The following is a 17320-nucleotide window of genomic DNA, read 5'->3' on the forward strand; positions in this document are numbered from 1 at the left end:
CTGCGCCGCCACCGGGTTGCCGTGAGTTGCTTCACCCGGGAGACCGGCACGGGGGTGCCGTTTCACCGGGGGACTTGCCGTATTAATGGGGCTAATCGGACCAACGAGCGGTTGACCGTCCCGGGTTTCGTCTACGGCCCCGGGGCCGGTCCAACCAGCTGTGATCACCGTTGCGCCTCTCGCCTCCGCCGACCCGCACCTTCGGCGGCCGCCACGTCCTGCTCGCCGGTGCCGTCACTGTCGCCGGCCAGACCGTCCCGGCCGAGCAGGTACTGCTCGACCAGATGGTTCCAGTCACAACCGAGGCACACCTCCACCACGAAGACCTGGAACTCACGCAGCGTCATCGCCAGGACAGGCAACTCGGTCAGTGTCCGGGCCTGCCCGGCGGACTGCTTGAGCTCGTCACCGTAAATGTAGTGGACGAGAGTCAAGTTCTCGCTGCGACAGATCGGGCAGCGTCGGTCGGTCGGCTCACCGTGGAACCGGGCGGCGTTCTTCAGGTACGGCGATGCGTCGCACACGTCGTACGTGCCGACCCGGCCGGCCAGGAGCTCACGCAGCACTGCTCGCTTCTGAAGCGAGTAGTCGACGACCTGGCGCTGCGTACGCATGCGAAGAAGGGTACGCGGTCCGGCCCGAGCAGGCGACCACGCTCACAATCCGTGACGACGCCGTCTCGGAGCGGGGGTTTGCCCTGGCACGCGCGACCCGCTAACGTGCGATGTATCGGTCCGATACATCGCGGCGGTTACCGCTCCACGCCGGAGGGTAAAGAGAGGGTGGCCAGTGCTTGAGTTCGCCATCCTCGGCCTCCTGCAGGAGTCTCCGATGCACGGCTATGAGCTGCGCAAGGAGCTGACCGCCAAACTCGGCGCGATCCGGGCGGCGATCAGCTACGGCTCGCTCTATCCCACGCTACGCAGGCTGCAGGCGGCGGGATGGATCACCGAAGCTGATGAGACGCCCGCCACTGCTGAGGAGGTCCCCGCGCTGACCAGCCGACGAGGTCGGGTGGTCTACAAAATCACCGCGGAGGGCAAGGAACGCTTCGCCCAGCTGATCGCACAGGCCGGGCCCGAGACGTACGACGACACGGGCTTCGGTGTGCACTTCGCGTTCTTCGCCCGGACCGACCAGGCGACCCGCCTGCGCATTCTGGAGGGTCGCCGCCGCAAGATCGAGGAGCGTCGCGAAGGGCTTCGCGACGTGCTGGGCCGGGCGGCCGAGCGCCTCGACGCTTACACGCTGGAACTGCAGCGCCACGGCCTTGATGCCTGTGAGCGCGAGGTCCGCTGGCTGGAGGAGCTCATCGCCAACGAGCGCTCCGGCCGAGCCCCGACGGTCCCGAACATCGGGACAGCCGGCGGCCGACGAGAAGACAACAGCCCGCCTCCGCCTGGAGAGACCAGGAATGAGCGGCCGTGACAGAAAAGAAGGAGGCAGACGCTATGGGCTCCGTCCGCGTCGCCATCGTCGGTGTGGGTAACTGCGCCTCGTCCCTGGTTCAGGGCGTCGAGTACTACCGGAACGCCAACCCGAACGACCGCGTCCCGGGTCTCATGCACGTCGCCTTCGGCGACTACCACGTCAACTCCGTGGAGTTCGTCGCGGCGTTCGACGTGGACGCCAAGAAGGTGGGCATGGACCTCGCGGAGGCGATCGTCGCCAGCGAGAACAACACCATCAAGCTCTGCGACGTGCCGCCGACCGGCATCAGCGTGCAGCGCGGTCCGACCTTCGACGGTCTGGGCGAGTACTACCGCGAGATCGTCGAGGAGTCCGACGCCACCCCCGTCGACGTGGCGCAGGCGCTGCGTGACGCGCAGGTCGACGTCGTCGTCTGCTACCTCCCGGTCGGCTCCGAGCAGGCCGCCAAGTTCTACGCCCAGGCCGCGATCGACGCCGGCTGCGCGTTCGTCAACGCCCTGCCGGTCTTCATCGCCTCCGACCCGGAGTGGGCCCAGAAGTTCACCGACGCTGGCCTGCCGATCGTCGGTGACGACATCAAGAGCCAGGTCGGCGCCACCATCGTGCACCGCGCACTCGCGAAGCTCTTCGAGGACCGTGGCGTCGAGCTGCTGCGCACGTACCAGCTCAACTTCGGCGGCAACATGGACTTCATGAACATGCTGGAGCGCAAGCGGCTGGTCTCGAAGAAGATCTCGAAGACCCAGTCGGTCACCTCGCAGATCCCGCACGAGATGAGCAAGAGCGACGTGCACATCGGCCCGTCGGACCACGTGCCGTGGCTGGACGACCGCAAGTGGGCGTACATCCGCCTGGAGGGTCGCTCGTTCGGTGACACCCCGCTCAACGCCGAGCTCAAGCTCGAGGTGTGGGACTCTCCGAACTCGGCCGGCGTCATCATCGACGCCGTCCGGGCCGCGAAGATCGCGCTGGACCGGAAGATCGGCGGCCCGATCCTGTCGGCCTCGTCGTACTTCATGAAGTCCCCGCCGGTGCAGTACGCCGACCACGACGCCCACCAGGCCGTCGAGGAGTTCATCGCCGGCGAGGTCGCACGCTGACCCGCTGAAACAGCAAGCACCGGCGAGGGCCGGGTCCGAAACGGACCCGGCCCTCGCCGCGTTCAGCTCGACATCTCCAGGTACGGCGACAGCCGCAGCGACAACTCGTCAACCGAGTCGACCTCGCCGCTGACCAGCGCGTCGGTCAACGCCATCCGCTCCTTCGCGGGCATGTCGAGAACGAAGCCGGCCCGCGCCAGGAACACCCGCATCGCCGCCCAGCCAAGTCCGGCGTTCCAGACGTCGAGTGGTCGCCACATCATCAGGCCATGCAGGAGCGCTGCCGACTTGTCGAGCACGGTCGGATAGACGGCCCGCCCCACCAGTCGCGCGTGCGGGCGTGCTGCCGCTGCGACCAGGATTCCCGCATCACGCACCCGACTCTCCGGCCCGGTCCACTCTGCGAGGAGAGTCAGTAGATCCTCCGCGTCCGGCCAAGCCTGAGTCACCGCTCGCCCAGCATCTCGAAGAACGTGGCATCCTCCGCGAAGACCTTCCGAGCTGCCTGGCGGGTCCAGTCATCGCGGTCATGGCGATCCAGGTAGGCCTGAATCGCCACCTCCACGGTCTTGTGCATCGACCGCTGCTCAGCCTCGGCAAGCTCCTTGAGGCGCTGTTCGACTTCGGGCTTGAGGGTGAGGGTGAAGGCCATACCGAAGTTGTATAACTCTGGTTGACCGGCGTCAACCTCCCGACCATGCGTGTTGTAGGGCGACACCGGCCTCCAGCTCCAGCAGCTTGACCTTGCGAGGCAGGCCCCCGCCAAAACCGACCAGCTTGCCGCCCGCGCCGACGATCCGGTGACACGGCACGATCACCGGGATCGGGTTGCGGTTGCAGGCCACTCCCACCGCCCGTGCCGCTCCGGGATCGCCGACCAGACGCGCCACATCGCCGTACGTCAGCGTCTCCCCGTACGGGATGCGTGTCATCTCCCGCCACACGGCCCGTTCGAAGTCGGAGCCGCGCGGCATCGACACCGGCACGGTGAACGCGGTCAGCTCGCCGGCGAAGTACGCCCGCAGCTCGGCGACGGCCTGCCCGGCCAGCGCGTGGTCAGGATCGTCCGCCGCCGCCTCGACCCGCCCGAAATGGGCGCCGCAGACGCTCGTGCCGTCGGTGGCGACGGAGAACTCGCCGATCGGTGAGTCGAGCACGGTCCAGCGCATCCACCCATTCTCCCTGTCTCGGACTTCCTGGCCCGCCCGGCTACCAGCGGCGGGCCGAACGCCACTCCTCGGCAGCCCGGATCGCCTCCGCCGCAGCGGCCCGTTCGGCGCGGGTCCGATCGCGGTCCCGGAAGCCCAGGTAGAGCTTGCGACCGGCGAAGAAGGGGAGAAGCAGAGCCGCGTAGAAGACCGTGATGTGTCCGCCGCCGCCGGTGCTCAGCAGGAAGTAGGCGTAGTAGCCAGCAAACACGGCCCCGATACCGGCCAGCACCCGGTCGACCCGCGAGGTGGTGGCGAAGGAGGTTGCCGCGACGCCCAACAGGATGGCGGCGGTCAGCACCAGACCGAAGACGTAGATGATGATCACCACGAGCATGGGCGGTCCTCTCGTTCTGACTTGACCGGAACGATCGGCCGGCGGCAGAAGATAGCTCACCAAGATCCGTCAGCACTGCCCCTTTTTGGTCGGCACCGACGACCCACATCGGTAGATCATCTTGTGTCCCGCAGGGCTGTCAGAGCTTGCGCGGCATCGATACCGTGCAGGTCGTGGCAATGGGGACGCTCATCTTTCTGATCATCGGCGGGGCGGGCATCGGTGTGCTCGCGCTCGCCCTGCTCGGCACCGAGCTGTTCCAGTTCGGGCACGCAGACGTCGACGGGCCGATCTCGGTCGAGACGGTCGCCGGCTTCGCCGGCGCGTTCGGCTTCGGCGCGGCCATCGTCAACGAACTGCTCGGTGCGCGTACCCCTGGCATGGTCGTCGGCGCGGCGGTCGGCGGCGTGCTCGCGGCCGTGCCCACCGCCTGGTTGGCGTCCCGACTCAGCCGGGCGGCGCGGAACATGCGCACCGACGCCACCCCCACCCGCGACGATCTGGTCGGTGCGCTCGGCCTGGTCGTCACCCCGGTGCCGGTTGACGGCTACGGCGAGGTACGGATTCGTCTCGCCGGTCAACCGGTCAAGCTCAGCGCCCGTGCGGACCAGCCGATACCGGTCGGCGCCCAGGTCTTCGTGGTGCAGGCGCTCAGCGAGACCAGCGTGCAGGTCGAAACCTACTGACTTCCCCTCGTAGACAGGACTCCTTTATATGGCCCTGCTAATCGCCATCGGTGGCGCGGTCCTCCTCGTGCTCATCCTGGTGCTCTTCGTGCTCTCCCGGATCAAGGTGGCCGGACCGAACGAGGCGTTCATCGTCACCGGTCGCAAGGGTCGCACCACCCAGACCGCCGACGGCGGGCGCTCGACCGACAACTCCGGGCAGAAGGTCGTGCTCGGTGCCTCGGTCTTCGTGCTGCCGGTGGTGCAGAAGCTCCAGTCGCTCGACCTGTCCAGCCGACGGATCGACGTCGGCATCCGGGGGGCGGTGAGCAAGCAGGGCATCCGCGCCGACCTGCACGGCGTGGCGATCGTCAAGGTCGGCGGCACCGAGGACGCGATCCGAGCCGCTGCCCAGCGGTTCCTGCACCAACAGGACGAGATCGACAACTTCACCCGGGAGGTGCTCGCCGGAGCGCTGCGCTCGATCGTCGGCCGGCTCACCGTCGAGGAGGTCATCCGGGACCGAGCGGCGTTCGCCAGCGCGGTGGCCGAGGAGGCCGAGCACTCGATGACCAACCAGGGTCTCGTGCTGGACACCTTCCAACTTCAGGACATCCTCGCCGAAGGGTCCTACCTGCAGGACCTGGGCCGGCCCGAGGCCGCCCGGGTGCTCAAGGACGCGGCCATCGCCGAGGCACGGGCCCGGCAGCAGGCCGAGCAGGAGCGGCTGCTCGCCGAAGAGGCCATCGCGGAGGCGAACCGGAACCTGTCTCTCAAGCAGGCCGGCATCCAGGCCGAGATCGACGCGGCGAAGGCGAAGTCCGCCGCCGCCGGCCCGCTGGCCCAGGCCGAACGGGACCAGGCGATCCTCTCCGAGCAGCAGAAGGTCGCCGAGCGCAACGCCGAACTCAAGCAGCGCCAACTGGACACCGAGGTGCGCAAGCCCGCCGACGCGGCCCGGTACAAGGTGGAGCAGGAGGCCGAGGCCTCCCGCGCCGCGGCGGTGCTGCACGCGGACGCACAGCGGCAGTCGGTCATCGCGGCCGCGCAGGCCTCCGCCGAACAGGCGCGGCTCACCGGTGAGGGCGAGCGGGCCCGGCGTGCCGCGCTCGCCGAGGCGAACGCGATCGAGGGCGCCAAGGAAGGTGAGGCCGAGCAGCGTCGGCGCTCCGCCATCGCCGAGGCCGTGGAGCGGGAGGGTCAGGCCGAGGCCGCGGCCATCCTGGCCAAGGGTGAGGCCGAGGCGGACGCGATGGCGCGCAAGGCCGAGGCGTTCGCCGCCTACGGCGAGGCGGCGGTGCTGGACCTGCTGGTCAAGGTGCTGCCGCAGGTGGTCGAGGCGGCGAGCGCGCCGATCGGGGCGATCGACAAGATGACCGTCATCTCCACCGACGGCGCGTCGTCGCTGACGAAGTCGGTGGCCGGCAACGTGGCCCAGGGGCTCCAGCTCGGCAGCGACCTGACCGGGATCGACCTGGCCGGTCTGCTGTCCCGGCTCGGCTCGGCGTCCGCGGCCGGCAACGGCACCCCCGCCGGCAAGAGCGCCCCGGCCGTGGACGGGACCGCCGTCGAGACCCGCTGACGACGTACGCAGACGGGCGCCGCTCCCGGTTCGGGGGCGGCGCCCGTCAGTTCCACTCGGGTTCGGTGCGAGGGCTACTCGACGAGGCCCTCGGCGCGGGCCCAGCGCAGCAGCTCGACCTCCGCGGCGTCACGGTCCAGAGGGCCGTGCTCAAGGCGCTGTTCCTTGAGGTGCTTCCAGGCCCGCCCGACCACCGGCCCCGGCGGTACGCCGAGCAACTCCATGATCGCGTTGCCGTCCAGGTCGGGACGGACCCGGGCCAGGTCCTCCTCGGCCGCGATCCGGGCGATCCGATCCTCCAGCGCGTCGTAGTCGGCGGCGAGCTGGGCCGCCTTGCGCCGGTTGCGGGTCGTGCAGTCCGAGCGGGTCAGCTTGTGCAGTCTGGGCAACAGGTCACCGGCGTCGGCGACATACCGGCGCACCGCCGAGTCCGTCCACTCGCCCCGCCCGTACCCGTAGAAGCGCAGGTGCAGCGCGACCAGCGCGGTCACCTTGGCGATGACCTCCTTCGGGTAGCGCATCGCCTTCATCCGGGCCTTGGTCAGCCGTGCGCCGACCACCTCGTGATGGTGGAAGCTGACCCGACCGTCGGGGGCCGCAGCCTTCGTCGCCGGCTTGCCCACGTCATGCATGAGGGCGGCCATCCGCAGGATGAAGTCGCAGCCCTCCTCCTCGTAGGAGACCGCGTTCTCGACGACCGTCAGGGTGTGCTCGTAGACGTCCTTGTGCTGCGCGTGCTCGTCGATCTCCAGCTTCAACCCGGTCAGCTCCGGCAGGAACCGTTCGGCCAGCCCGGTGTCGACCAGCAGCCGCAGCCCGGTGATCGGGTCGGCACCGCAGAGCAGCTTCGTGAACTCGTCGCGGATCCGCTCGGCGGTGATCCGGTCCAGGTCGGCGGACATCTCGCTCATCGCCCGGTGCACGTCCGGGTGCACGGCGAAGCGCAACTGGGCGGCGAACCGGGCGGCCCGCAACATCCGCAACGGGTCGTCGCCGAACGACTCCCCGGGGGTGCTCGGGGTACGGATCATCCTGGCCGAGATGTCGTCCAACCCGCCGTGCGGGTCGGTGAACCGGTGCTCCGGCAGGCTGACCGCCATCGCGTTGATGGTGAAGTCGCGCCGCTTCAGGTCCTCGTCGAGGCTGGTGCCGTAGACCACCACCGGGTTACGGCTGACCTGGTCGTACGACTCCGCGCGGAACGTGGTGATCTCCAGCCGGAGGCCGTCGCGCTGGGCGCCGATGGTGCCGAACTCCCGACCGGTCTCCCAGATCGACTCGGCCCAGCCCTTGAGGACCCGCAGCGTCTCGTCGGGGTGCGCGTCGGTGCAGAAGTCGAGGTCGTCCCCGAGTCGGCCGAGCAGGGCATCCCGCACCGAACCGCCCACCAGGTGCAACTCGTGACCGGCGCGGACGAAGCGGCGGCCCAACTCGTCGGCGACCGGGGAAACCCGGAGCAGTTCGGCGACGGCGTTGCGCTGCGCGGCGGTGAGTTCGCGGCGGTCGGCGGCGTGAGGAGCGGAAGCTTCGGACATGGGATCGCCAGCTTATCGGGCCAGGGTGTGATCCGATCCGCCGGGCGCGGGTAACGGGTGGGGGTTGACTATGGTCTGTGGCGTGCGGGTCGGTGTCCGGCTCGACGTACCCCTGGGAGGCTGGAGATGAGCGGCGGGCTCTACCGCAGCGCCAACGCCACGCCGGACGGCGGGCCCGGGGCCGGCGGACGTCCCGGCGACGGCGCCACCTTCATCTCCGCCGAGCCCCTGAACCAGCCGGCCCTGGAGTCGACCGCGCCACCGCAGGAGCAGGTGGGCGAGGCGAGCGCGGCGACGAACAGCGCGGTGATGGCCGTCGGCAGCCTGGTCAGCCGCGGCACCGGCTTCCTGCGCACCCTGGTCCTCACCGCTGCACTCGGTTCGGCGGTCGGCAACGCCTACACCACAGCGCAGATCCTGCCTGGGATGGTCTATGAGTTCCTGCTCGGAGGCATCCTCACCAGCGTGCTGATCCCCGTGCTGGTACGCCGGCGGAAGTTCGACGGCGACGGTGGCCAGGCGTACACCCAGCGGCTGTTGACCCTCGCGCTGCTCACCCTCGGCGCGGCCGCGGTGCTGGCGGTGATCCTCGCACCGGTACTCACCTGGCTGTACGCCAGCGACGAGTCGAGCACGGATTATCAAAAGCTGGTCACCGCCCTGGCCCGGCTCATGCTGCCGATGATCTTCTTCACCGGCCTCAGCGCATTGATCAGCGCGGTGCTCAACACCAGGGGGCACTTCGCCGCTCCGATGTGGGCACCGATCCTGAACAACATCGTGGTGATCGCCACCGCCGGCCTCTACATCGCGATCTACGGAACGAAGATCCTCGACCCGGGGCAATTCACCACCGGGCAGATCCTGCTGATCGGCGGCGGCACCCTGCTCGGCGTCGCGGTGCAGGCCTGCGGCCTGCTGCCCGCGCTGCGCAAGGTGGGCTTCCGCTGGCGGCTGCGGTTCGACTTCCGCGCGCTGGGTCTCGGTGAGCTCGGCCGCCTTGGCGCCTGGATGTTCTGCTACGTGGCGGTCAGCCAACTTGGTCTGATCGTGGTCTTCAACCTTCTCAGCCGGGTCGGGAAGAACGCTGCCGGCGCTCTGATCTACAACAACGTTTTCCTACTGCTGATGATGGCGCACGGCATCATCGCCGTCTCGATCATCACGGCGCTGATGCCCCGGATGAGCGCGGCTGCCGCCGACGGCCGGTACGCGGACCTGGCCGCCGACCTGTCCCGGGGCACCCGCACCGTCTCGGCGGTGCTCGCACCCATCGCGGTCTGCTACGCGGTGCTGGCCACGCCGATCGCCTTCACCCTCTTCCGGTACGGAGCGTTCAGCGACGAGGACGCCCGGTCGACGGCTCCGGTGCTGTTCTTCGCCGCCGTAGCCCTGGTGCCGTTCGCGGTCAGTCAGCTCTTCACCTTCGCCTTCTACGCCCTGCCAGACACCCGCACTCCGGCGTTGGTCAACATCCCGGTGGTGGCTCTGCGGGCCGGGGTCCAGATCGTGCTCTTCGCCGCCTTCTCGGCAAGCTTCGCGGCCTCCGGCATGATGATTGGCAACGCGGTCTCCTACCTCGCGGCCGCCGTAGCCTCGGCCTGGCTGCTCCGCCCACGGGTCGGCAGAATCGGCCTTGGTGGGATCATGCGCACCCTAGGACGGATCAGCGTCGCCGCACTGGGATCGGCACTGGTCGGTCTGCTGGTGGTCAAGCTGCTGCCCGGTGACGACACACCGAGCCGACTGGAAGCGATCGTGCAGCTCGTGATCGGTGGCGCGGTCATCGGCGGGACCTACCTGGGTCTGGCCATGCTGCTGCGGATCAGTGAGATCACCGAGGTGGTCGGCATGGTCCGCCGCCGCCTGGGTCGCTGACCGTCAGCACCCGATCACAAGAAGTTTCTGCACGCACGGACCGTGATCGCGGATCACCAGGCTGGGGATGCACCTGTGGATAACTCCGCGATTCGCCGGTCAACCACCGCATCGGCCTGTGGATAACCAACCGTACGGCTGAGCGTGCCGGGCCAATCGGTGGGAACATGCCGGTTGTAGGGAGGGGTCACGTCAGCCCAGCCCCGGCGTCGGTCACTTGCGGTGAAGCCGTAGATTAGCTAGTACATGTGCCAGCAACGTGGCTGACAACGGTCGTAACCGGACGAGCTCTTCGACTGCCGGGAACCCGCCGGGTACGGCGGGAAGATGACATGTCGAGGAGACGGGCAACCCAGGTAAGGTCGCTCTCGACGGGTACGGCAGGGGCCGACGCTGCGCGTCGACACCGGTCGGCCGGTTCCTTCAACGGCAGAGCGGGAAGCCACATGCCCAGCAGTGCGGGTCCATCGATCGACACGATCACCGAGGGAGGACGGGTGACCCAGGTCGGCGAGGGTCAGGAGGCGGACGAAAGCGCTCCTCCGGTCATGACCTTCGGTGCTCCCACGGCCGGTGAAGTCCTCGCCGAGCGGTACGAGCTGGTTGAGCACATCAACAACGACAGCGCGGGTCGGCTGGTCTGGCGCGGGGTCGACGTCATCCTGCGTCGTCCCGTCGCGGTGGTGCTGCGCTACCCGGGTGGCGACTCCGCCACCGAAATGCTTCAGGCGGCCGTCGCGGCCAGCCGGGTCATCCACCCCAACCTGGTCGGCGTCTACGACGCGATCGACGAGGCCGACCGCGCGTACGTGGTGCGCGAGTGGGTCGACGGGCAGTCCCTGCGGGACCTGGCGGCCGACGGTCCACTGGACCCGGCCCGGGCCACCGCGATCGGCAACGCCGTCGCGAGCGCTCTCGCCGCAGTGCACGCCACCGGCATGGTGCACGGCAACGTCCACCCTGGCACCGTCATGATCAGTGACGAGGGCCGCGTGGTCCTGGCGGACGCCCGCACCGATGGCGACGACAGCCAGGAGAACGACATCCGGGCGGTCGGCGGTGTCCTCTACTTCGCCCTGACCGGTTACTGGCCGCACGCCGAGGCACCGCTGCGTGGCGCCACCGCCGGCCACGGCCGGGCCGCCATCCCGGACGCCGTTCGCGACGCCGGGGGCGCCATCGCGGCACCTCGCCAGGTCCGGGCGGGTGTTCCCGCGTACCTGGACGACCTGACCATGGATCTGCTCGACGCCGAGATCGCGCCGCCGTCGTCCGATGTGCTCGCCGCCGAGCTGGCCCGACTGGACGTGCCGGCCGAGGAGGAGCACTACCTCGACAACAGTGGGCCGCTGCGGTTCGCCGCCGACACCGAGGAAGAGCCGTCGCCACTGGCCGCTGCCGGTGGTCGCAAGGTCGCCGTGGGCATCGCCGGCCTGCTGGCGGTCGCCCTGGTCGGTCTGCTGATCGGGATCAGCACGCTGGGCGACGGCGACAAGGACCCGCAGGCCAACCAACCTCCCGCTCCCACCTCCAGCGCCCCGGCCGGCGATGCCACCCCGGCCGCCACCGCGGTCCGCAAGCTGGCCGTCAAGGGCGTCCGGATCATCGATCCGGACAGCCAGAAGCGCGACGAGCTGGGCGGCGCCGACAAAATCATCGACGGCGACGCGGACAAGGGCTGGGGCACCGACACGTACACGGCGGCCAAGTTCGGCAACCAGAAGAGGGGCATGGGGGTCTGGCTCGACCTCGGCGAGCCGCACAGCGTCAAGTCGGTGCAGGCGGTGCTCTCCGCGACCGGCGCGTCCGCCGAGCTCCTCACCGGCACCACCTCGCCGCCGTCGTCCTCCAACGGCGACAATCAGATGGTCCAGGCCTACAAGACCCCGGGCACCACCATCGGGCAGCCGTTCGAGGACCACGACGGCACCACCATGACGTTCAACGGGTTCGACGTCGACCAGAAATACCAGTACCTGCTGTTCTGGATCACCGAGTTGCCGGCCAGCGAGCGGGGCTTCCAGGTCGACGTCCAGGAGATCACGGTCCAGGGATCGTGAGCCCGGCACCTCCTCCGTGGCACTGCTTCCACCGGACGTGGTGATGGACGGGCACGCCACAGCTACCGATCTGGAGCTGTTGCGTGCCCATGTCGATGGCGACCGGCACGCTTTCGCCGAGTTGTTCCGCCGGCACCGCGACCGGCTCTGGGCGGTCGCCCTGCGGACCCTCGGTGACCGCGAGGAGGCAGCCGACGCACTCCAGGACGCGCTGCTCTCCGCGCACCGGGCGGCGTCCCGGTTCCGCGGTGACTCCGCCGTCACCACCTGGCTGCACCGCATCGTGGTGAACGCCTGTCTGGACCGGATCCGTCGCCGGCAGGCACACCCGACAGTGCCGCTGCCGGACGGCAACCGTGCCGAGGACGGCTCGGGCACCGGCGGGATCGAGCCGGCCGCCGTGGCACAGGACCACGACACCGTGCTGGTCGTCCGCGAGGCACTCGCCGCGCTACCCCTCGAACAACGCGCCGCGCTGGTGCTGGTCGACGTGCAGGGCTACCCGGTCGCCGAGGTCGCCCGCATCCTCGGCGTCGCCGAGGGGACGGTGAAGAGCCGGTGTGCCCGGGGCCGGGCCCGTCTGGCGGTGCTGCTCGGGCATCTCCGCCCTGCCGTGGCCGCAACGCCCTCGACACGATCGGACCCAGCCGGGATGGTCGGTGACGTGCCGGGCGTCACGCCGGGGAACCCAGGCCCGGCCGAGGGCGTCGGATCGGGGTCGAGCCGATACCGGCGGGACGCCAACCAGGAGGACACGTGACGACCGAGGGGTTCCGGGAGGTCGACGACGACCTCCTCGCTGACTACCTCGGCGGGGCGTTGGACGGCACCCCGCAGCAGGAGGAGGTCGCCCAGCTGGTGTCCGCGGACCCGGCCTGGGCCGAGGCGTACGCACTGCTGGCTCCCGCGTTGACGGAGGTCAGTGCGAGCCTGACCCGCTTGGCCGAGCCGTCACCGGAGATGCCGCAGGCGATCGTCGACCGCCTCTCCGCCGCGCTGGCCGCCGCGGAGCCGACGTCGGACGCCCCCTCCGCCGAGCAGACCGCGCCCGGGGTCGACCCGGCCGCCGACACCGGTTCGCCGCTGGTCGTACCGGTGCAGGGCGGGGCCGGTCGCCGGCCCACCACCCCCGCCTCGTCCAGGTCGGGACGCCGGGCATCCACCGGCCCTGGTCGCCGCTGGCGTGAATGGGCCCGCCGTGGCGCACCGGTGGCCGCCGCCACGGTCGCCGTCGTCGCGGTCGCGCTGGGCCTCAACCAGTTGGCGACGGGCGTCTCGGACGACACCGGTGCCACCAGCGCCCAGGACCGGCCGGCCAGTGCACCCGACGACGCCGCGGCGGCCGGCGCGGTCCGCACCACAGGGCCCGCCCTTCGCAGCGGTACGGACTACACCCCGCAGAGCCTCGACAACGAGCCGGGTGTCGGCACGCTGAGCACACCGACTCCCAGCCGAGTGACCGGCAACACCCCCGGCACCCAGCCGGAGGTGGACGACGAGGAAGGCCGGCGTCCCGCCGGCGACGGGCTGACCCAGTTGGCCCGGCTGACCGACGAGGCCGCGCTGGCGACCTGCCTGGCCGACGTGGCGGCCGAGCACGGCAACGCCCCACTGACGGTCGAGATGCTCGACTACGCGCGGTTCCAGGGCAAGCAGGCCCTGGTCATCCGCTTCACCGACGCGACCGGAGCTCGCTGGGCCTGGGTGAGCGGCCCGGAGTGCGGGGTGCCCGGGTCCGCCTCGGACAGCCGGTATTCGGCGCGGGTAGGGTGAATCCACGGTCAACGGCACAAAGACCGCCCACGTGACCTGACCCACCGGATGCCCGGCTCGGGAATCCCCGGTTCGTACGATGACGTTCTGGAAGTCAGCTGCCGGCCCCACCCAGGCGTCGGCAACTCGGATCGGCATCGGTGCTCGCGCCGACGCCGAACACACACAACTCGGGAGACGGCAGTGGACGAGGTCCGCAACCTGATCATCATCGGCTCCGGGCCGGCCGGCTACACGGCGGCGGTCTACGCCGCACGCGCCAACCTGAAGCCGCTGATCATTGAGGGCGTGCAGTCGGGTGGTGCGCTGATGACCACGACCGAGGTGGAAAACTTCCCCGGCTTCGCTGACGGCATCCTCGGCCCCGAGCTGATGGACAACATGCGCAAGCAGGCCGAGCGGTTCGGTGCCGAGTTCCTCACCGACGACGTGACCCGTGTCGAGCTGGTGGACACCGGCGACGCCGGCTCCGGCGCGGTGAGCACCGTCTGGGTCGGCGAGACCGCCTACCGGGCCCGATCCATCATCCTCTCCACCGGCTCGGCGTGGCGGCCGCTGGGCGTGCCCGGCGAGCAGGAATACCTGGGCCACGGCGTCTCCTCCTGTGCCACCTGCGACGGCTTCTTCTTCCGCAACCAGCACATCGTGGTCGTCGGCGGCGGCGACTCGGCGATGGAGGAGGCCAGCTTCCTCACCCGCTTCGCCGAGTCGGTCACCATCATCCACCGGCGTGACTCGTTCCGGGCCAGCAAGATCATGGCCGACCGGGCGCTGAGCAACGAGAAGATCAAGGTCGAGTGGAACAGCACCGTCGAGGAGATCCTCGGCGACGACGGCAAGGTCACCGGCGTACGGGTCCGCAACGTGCACACCGGCGAGACCAAGGTGCTGGACGTGACCGGCGTGTTCGTGGCCATCGGCCACGACCCGCGCAGCGAACTCTTCCGTGGTCAGGTCGAGATGGACGACGAGGGCTACGTCAAGGTCCAGGCCCCCGGCACCCGCACCAACGTGCCGGGTGTCTTTGCCGCCGGCGACCTCGTCGACCACACCTACCGCCAGGCGATCACCGCGGCCGGCACCGGCTGTGCCGCCGCGCTCGACGCCGAGCGGTTCATCGCGACGCTCAGCTGAAGCAACCGAACACATCTGAGGAGGGGCCATAGTGGGAAAGACCAAGGCGGTCACGGACGCGAGTTTCGTCGCCGACGTGCTGCAGGCTGACAAGCCGGTTCTGGTGGACTTCTGGGCCGAGTGGTGCGGCCCCTGCCGCAAGGTTTCGCCGCTGCTCGAGGAGATCGCCGGCGAGATGGGTGACCAGGTCACCATCGTCAAGCTCAACATCGACGAGAACCCGGAGACCGCGCGGGCCTACCGCGTGATGTCGGTGCCGACGCTCACCGTCTTCAAGAACGGCCAGCCGGTGCAGTCGATCGCGGGCGCCAAGCCGAAGGGTGAGCTGGTCAAGCTCATCGAATCGGCCCTCTGACCAGCAGAAACACCAACCGGACCCCGTACCCGCTCGCCGGGTGCGGGGTTTCGTTGTCTCCGGGCCGCACCGGCGACGTTTTTCCTGGCCCCAGCCACCTCACCGCCCCGGAACGCATAGCCTCAAGCCTGGGCCGCCCGGCCAGCCAGCGTCGTGCAGAGGGGGTCGTGCGTGCGTCCGATCCGACCCGGTGACCGGGGACCCGCGGTCACGGAGATTCGTACCATCCTGATCGGCCTCGACCTGCTCGCCGCAGCCGGGCCGCACGCCGACGAGTTCGACCTGGACACCGAGCGGGCCGTCCGGGCGTTCCAGCAGTCCCGAGGGCTCAGCGTGGACGGCCGGGTCGGGGCGGAGACCTGGCGCGCCTTGGACGCCGCCCGCTGGCGGCTCGGCGCCCGCACCCTCTACCACGCGGTCCCCGAGCCGCTCACCGGCGAGGACGTCCGGTCACTGCAGGAGCGACTGCTGGAGATGGGGTACGACGTGGGCCGCGCGGACGCCATCTACGGCGTCCGGACGTCCCGCGCTGTGGCCCAGTTCCAGCGCGAGGTCGGTCTCACCCCCGACGGCTCCTGCGGCCCGCACACCATGAACGCGCTGCGCCGGATCGGCCGCAAGGTGGTCGGTGGCCGCCCGCAGTGGCTACGCGAGTCTGACGCGATCCGACAGTCCGGGCCGGCGCTGGTCGGCAAGACGGTGGTCATCGACCCGGGGCACGGTGGGACCGACCCCGGGATGGTGGTGCCCGACGGGCCGCTGCGCTGGACGGAGGCCGATCTGGTGCACGACCTCGCCAGCCGGTTGGAGGGGCGGCTCGCCGCGTCCGGGGTGCGGGTGCAGCTCACCCGGGGGCCTTCGCCGGACCGTTGTCTGCCGGACACCGACCGGGCCGAGCTGGCCAATTCGCTCGGCGCCGACGTGTTCATCTCGCTGCACCTGGACGGCCACGCCAACCCGGATGCGGAGGGCGTCGCGACCTACCACTACGGCACCGACAACGGGGTGACCTCGGCGACCGGTGAGCGTCTGGCCGGGCTCGTGCAGCGGGAGATCGTCGCCCGGGCCGGGCTGCGGGACTGCCGTACCCACGCCAAGACGTGGGACCTGCTGCGACTGACCCGGATGCCCGCCGTCCGGGTCGAGGTCGGCTACCTCACCTCGCCCACGGACCGCGCCCAACTGGTCGACCCCCGGTTCCGGGACCGTGTGGTGGAGGCGATCGTGGCTGCCGTGCAGCGGATGTACTACCCGATCGAACGGGACGTTCCGACCGGCTCGCTGGACGTCAGCGAACTGCGGGCCGTCGTGGCCGCCGGCACCGTGGTCGACTGACCCTCTGCCTGAGTGCGGTCGCCGCGCGCGAGCCCGGCGGTCAGCCGTTGGTGGAACGGGTGGCCGGGGCGGGACGGACCGGGCGGAGCAGCGTCTCCGGGCTCATCGAGCCGAGCAACTTCTCCAGCGCGTACTCGACGTCGGACTTCCAGCTCAGCGCCGTACGCAGCTCAAGGCGCAGCCGGGGGAAACGCGGATGCGGACGTACGGTCTTGAACCCCACCGAGAGGAAGAAGTCGACCGGCGCCACGCAGCCACCCGAGGGGTCGTCCGTGTCGCCGAACTTGGCGTCGCCGAACGCCTCGATTGCCTTGATCCCCCGCTTGGTCAGGTCCCGGGCGACGCCCTGCACCAACATCCGGCCCAGGCCGCCACCGGCGAACGCGGCGACCACGTTGGCCGTCATCAGCAGTGCCGCGTCGGCGGAGACCGGCGAGGTCGGGAACGCCATCGAGCGGGGCACGTAGGCGGGTGGGGCGTACATCACGAAGCCGGCCGGCATGCCGTCGACGTACGCGAGCTTGCCGCAGGAGCCCCACTCCAGCAGCGTCTGGGAGACCCACGCCTCCTTCTCCAGGCCCGGATCGCCAGCGGCGCAGGCGCGCTCCGCGGAGACCGGATCGAGCTCCCAGTAGACGCACTGCCGGCACGGGCGCGGGAGGTCTTCCAACGTGTCGAGGGTCAGGCTGACCAGACGTCGCGACATATGGAGCATCCCCACAATAGGCTCGGTGGTGAGACCGGCATGGAACGACAGCGCCGCCTTCCTGCCCCCGACGAGCGATCGTACGCCGCCGATCGGAGATGCGGGAGGGGACGCGCAGATGCCCACCCCACCGGGGACGCCGGACACGGTCCGCCATGTGGTCGATCCGTCTCGGCACGGTCGCGGGGCGGCTTCGGCGGACTAGGATCGACAATCGGTGT

At 69.9% G+C, this 17320-nt stretch carries 18 protein-coding genes; 11 read left to right on the forward strand and 7 right to left on the reverse strand.

Annotated features, from left to right (window positions below; genetic code table 11):
- Positions 1–164: 164 nt before the first annotated feature.
- A complete protein-coding gene (locus KBX46_RS07090; RefSeq protein WP_088950777.1) occupies positions 165–614 on the reverse strand; it encodes a DUF5318 domain-containing protein in 450 nt (149 codons plus the stop codon).
- A gap of 175 nt (positions 615–789) precedes the next feature.
- Here KBX46_RS07090 and KBX46_RS07095 point away from each other — a divergent pair, with 175 nt between their 5' ends.
- Together KBX46_RS07095 and KBX46_RS07100 are read left to right on the forward strand one after the other, a co-directional pair.
- Positions 790–1428: a PadR family transcriptional regulator gene (locus KBX46_RS07095; RefSeq protein ID WP_088950778.1), complete on the forward strand. Its 639-nt coding sequence runs from the start codon at positions 790–792 to the stop codon at positions 1426–1428.
- Between the two features lie 23 nt (positions 1429–1451).
- Entirely contained in the window at positions 1452–2531 is a 1080-nt protein-coding gene (locus tag KBX46_RS07100) for an inositol-3-phosphate synthase (protein WP_210791751.1), read from the forward strand.
- A 62-nt stretch (positions 2532–2593) separates the two neighbouring features.
- Here the strand turns inward: KBX46_RS07100 and KBX46_RS07105 are convergent, their stop codons facing one another.
- The 4 genes from KBX46_RS07105 to KBX46_RS07120 all read right to left on the reverse strand — a co-directional run bounded on the left by KBX46_RS07105 (position 2594) and on the right by KBX46_RS07120 (position 4076).
- Positions 2594–2908, reverse strand: coding sequence for a hypothetical protein (locus KBX46_RS07105; protein WP_210791753.1), 315 nt, complete (start codon positions 2906–2908; stop codon positions 2594–2596).
- A 68-nt stretch (positions 2909–2976) separates the two neighbouring features.
- On the reverse strand, positions 2977–3183 hold the full coding sequence (locus KBX46_RS07110) for a ribbon-helix-helix protein, CopG family (RefSeq protein WP_141911936.1): 207 nt from the start codon (positions 3181–3183) through the stop codon (positions 2977–2979).
- Between the two features lie 31 nt (positions 3184–3214).
- On the reverse strand, positions 3215–3700 hold the full coding sequence (locus KBX46_RS07115; RefSeq protein ID WP_210791755.1) for a methylated-DNA--[protein]-cysteine S-methyltransferase: 486 nt from the start codon (positions 3698–3700) through the stop codon (positions 3215–3217).
- A gap of 40 nt (positions 3701–3740) precedes the next feature.
- Entirely contained in the window at positions 3741–4076 is a 336-nt protein-coding gene (locus KBX46_RS07120) for a hypothetical protein (protein WP_210791757.1), read from the reverse strand.
- A 179-nt stretch (positions 4077–4255) separates the two neighbouring features.
- Between KBX46_RS07120 and KBX46_RS07125 the strand changes: the two genes are divergently transcribed.
- Together KBX46_RS07125 and KBX46_RS07130 are read left to right on the forward strand one after the other, a co-directional pair.
- Positions 4256–4762 carry an NfeD family protein gene (locus KBX46_RS07125; RefSeq protein ID WP_099849465.1) on the forward strand — a complete coding sequence of 169 codons (507 nt, stop codon included), beginning with the start codon at positions 4256–4258 and terminating at the stop codon, positions 4760–4762.
- A gap of 28 nt (positions 4763–4790) precedes the next feature.
- Positions 4791–6323 (forward strand): flotillin family protein, encoded by a 1533-nt coding sequence (locus tag KBX46_RS07130; RefSeq protein WP_210791759.1) that lies wholly within the window; start codon positions 4791–4793, stop codon positions 6321–6323.
- Positions 6324–6397: 74 nt separating this feature from the next.
- Here the strand turns inward: KBX46_RS07130 and KBX46_RS07135 are convergent, their stop codons facing one another.
- Positions 6398–7858: a CCA tRNA nucleotidyltransferase gene (locus tag KBX46_RS07135; protein ID WP_088950785.1), complete on the reverse strand. Its 1461-nt coding sequence runs from the start codon at positions 7856–7858 to the stop codon at positions 6398–6400.
- Between the two features lie 126 nt (positions 7859–7984).
- Between KBX46_RS07135 and murJ the strand changes: the two genes are divergently transcribed.
- From murJ to KBX46_RS07170, 7 genes are all read left to right on the forward strand, one after another.
- Positions 7985–9736: a murein biosynthesis integral membrane protein MurJ gene (murJ, locus tag KBX46_RS07140; RefSeq protein ID WP_141911943.1), complete on the forward strand. Its 1752-nt coding sequence runs from the start codon at positions 7985–7987 to the stop codon at positions 9734–9736.
- Between the two features lie 446 nt (positions 9737–10182).
- Entirely contained in the window at positions 10183–11796 is a 1614-nt protein-coding gene (locus tag KBX46_RS07145; protein WP_210791761.1) for a protein kinase family protein, read from the forward strand.
- A 43-nt stretch (positions 11797–11839) separates the two neighbouring features.
- Complete coding sequence (gene sigM, locus KBX46_RS07150) at positions 11840–12556, forward strand: RNA polymerase sigma factor SigM (protein ID WP_088952103.1); 717 nt, start codon at positions 11840–11842, stop codon at positions 12554–12556.
- Complete coding sequence (locus KBX46_RS07155) at positions 12553–13569, forward strand: hypothetical protein (RefSeq protein ID WP_210791763.1); 1017 nt, start codon at positions 12553–12555, stop codon at positions 13567–13569. Before sigM ends, KBX46_RS07155 begins: the two co-directional genes overlap by 4 nt.
- Before the next feature lie 183 nt (positions 13570–13752).
- Positions 13753–14703, forward strand: a complete 951-nt coding sequence (gene trxB, locus KBX46_RS07160; RefSeq protein WP_099849474.1) for a thioredoxin-disulfide reductase — start codon at positions 13753–13755, stop codon at positions 14701–14703.
- Between the two features lie 31 nt (positions 14704–14734).
- Positions 14735–15058 (forward strand): thioredoxin, encoded by a 324-nt coding sequence (trxA, locus tag KBX46_RS07165; protein ID WP_088950790.1) that lies wholly within the window; start codon positions 14735–14737, stop codon positions 15056–15058.
- A gap of 171 nt (positions 15059–15229) precedes the next feature.
- Positions 15230–16393: an N-acetylmuramoyl-L-alanine amidase gene (locus KBX46_RS07170; protein WP_088950791.1), complete on the forward strand. Its 1164-nt coding sequence runs from the start codon at positions 15230–15232 to the stop codon at positions 16391–16393.
- A 40-nt stretch (positions 16394–16433) separates the two neighbouring features.
- On the opposite strand, the gene KBX46_RS07175 is transcribed toward KBX46_RS07170, so the two are convergent.
- Positions 16434–17099 carry a GNAT family N-acetyltransferase gene (locus tag KBX46_RS07175; RefSeq protein ID WP_210791764.1) on the reverse strand — a complete coding sequence of 222 codons (666 nt, stop codon included), beginning with the start codon at positions 17097–17099 and terminating at the stop codon, positions 16434–16436.
- Positions 17100–17320 lie beyond the last annotated feature (221 nt).

The organism is Micromonospora sp. C81, assembly GCF_018070425.1.
Classification (GTDB): domain Bacteria; phylum Actinomycetota; class Actinomycetes; order Mycobacteriales; family Micromonosporaceae; genus Micromonospora; species Micromonospora zamorensis.

What these genes read in the sequence shown, in the direction of transcription:
- KBX46_RS07090 (WP_088950777.1), bottom strand. Translation starts at nt 614, where the DNA reads ATGCGTACGCAGCGCCAGGTCGTCGACTACTCGCTTCAGAAGCGAGCA.
- KBX46_RS07100 (WP_210791751.1), top strand. Translation starts at nt 1,452, where the DNA reads ATGGGCTCCGTCCGCGTCGCCATCGTCGGTGTGGGTAACTGCGCCTCG.
- KBX46_RS07110 (WP_141911936.1), bottom strand. Translation starts at nt 3,183, where the DNA reads ATGGCCTTCACCCTCACCCTCAAGCCCGAAGTCGAACAGCGCCTCAAG.
- KBX46_RS07115 (WP_210791755.1), bottom strand. Translation starts at nt 3,700, where the DNA reads ATGCGCTGGACCGTGCTCGACTCACCGATCGGCGAGTTCTCCGTCGCC.
- KBX46_RS07120 (WP_210791757.1), bottom strand. Translation starts at nt 4,076, where the DNA reads ATGCTCGTGGTGATCATCATCTACGTCTTCGGTCTGGTGCTGACCGCC.
- KBX46_RS07125 (WP_099849465.1), top strand. Translation starts at nt 4,256, where the DNA reads ATGGGGACGCTCATCTTTCTGATCATCGGCGGGGCGGGCATCGGTGTG.
- KBX46_RS07130 (WP_210791759.1), top strand. Translation starts at nt 4,791, where the DNA reads ATGGCCCTGCTAATCGCCATCGGTGGCGCGGTCCTCCTCGTGCTCATC.
- KBX46_RS07135 (WP_088950785.1), bottom strand. Translation starts at nt 7,858, where the DNA reads ATGTCCGAAGCTTCCGCTCCTCACGCCGCCGACCGCCGCGAACTCACC.
- murJ (WP_141911943.1), top strand. Translation starts at nt 7,985, where the DNA reads ATGAGCGGCGGGCTCTACCGCAGCGCCAACGCCACGCCGGACGGCGGG.
- KBX46_RS07145 (WP_210791761.1), top strand. Translation starts at nt 10,183, where the DNA reads ATGCCCAGCAGTGCGGGTCCATCGATCGACACGATCACCGAGGGAGGA.
- sigM (WP_088952103.1), top strand. Translation starts at nt 11,840, where the DNA reads ATGGACGGGCACGCCACAGCTACCGATCTGGAGCTGTTGCGTGCCCAT.
- KBX46_RS07175 (WP_210791764.1), bottom strand. Translation starts at nt 17,099, where the DNA reads ATGTCGCGACGTCTGGTCAGCCTGACCCTCGACACGTTGGAAGACCTC.